Here is a 644-nt window from a genome sequence, read left to right on the forward strand (position 1 = left end):
ACGCCGTGGGTCGATGTTTGATGTTATGGAGCAGCAACGATGTTACGCAGCAGGGCAGTCGCCCTAAAACAAAGTTATGTTCGCTGAGGAGAGTCAGTGTTACGAGGATTGAATCATATTACTATTGCAGTAAGTGACCTTGAACGTTCCGTGGAGTTCTATACGCGTCTATTAGGAATGAAGGCACATGTCCGCTGGGATAGTGGGGCATATCTGAGCTTGGAGGCTACTTGGATTTGCTTGTCTTGTGACGAAGTGCATCCGAGCCAAGATTACTGTCACATCGCGTTTGATGTTTCCGAAGAGAATTTCGAACCAGTTACTAAAAAGCTTCGCGAAGCACATGTCGTTGAATGGAAACAAAATAGAAGCGAAGGACTTTCTTTATACTTGCTCGATCCTGACGGCCATAAATTGGAAATCCATAGCGGTAGCCTACAAAGTCGTTTGGAATCGTTGAAGTCTAAACCCTATCAAGGGTTAGTATGGCTATAAGCAAACATAACAAGTCAATTAACTACGCGCCTGCGGCGCCGGACGTGCTAGCGCACGCCGGTTATTTCGGGCGTTAGGCATCACAAAGTACAGCATCGTGACCAACAGCAACGATTCCGTCACACTGCGCCTCATGACTGAGCATGACC

At 47.2% G+C, this 644-nt stretch carries 1 protein-coding gene; it reads left to right on the forward strand.

What is annotated here, in order from left to right; genetic code table 11:
• Window positions 1–96 precede the first annotated feature (96 nt).
• Complete coding sequence (locus tag OKC27_RS22810) at window positions 97–495, forward strand: FosC2 family fosfomycin resistance glutathione transferase (protein ID WP_032492605.1); 399 nt, start codon at window positions 97–99, stop codon at window positions 493–495.
• Window positions 496–644 lie beyond the last annotated feature (149 nt).

The organism is Aeromonas sp. QDB62, from assembly GCF_027705695.1.
Taxonomy (GTDB): Bacteria; Pseudomonadota; Gammaproteobacteria; order Enterobacterales; family Aeromonadaceae; genus Aeromonas; species Aeromonas allosaccharophila.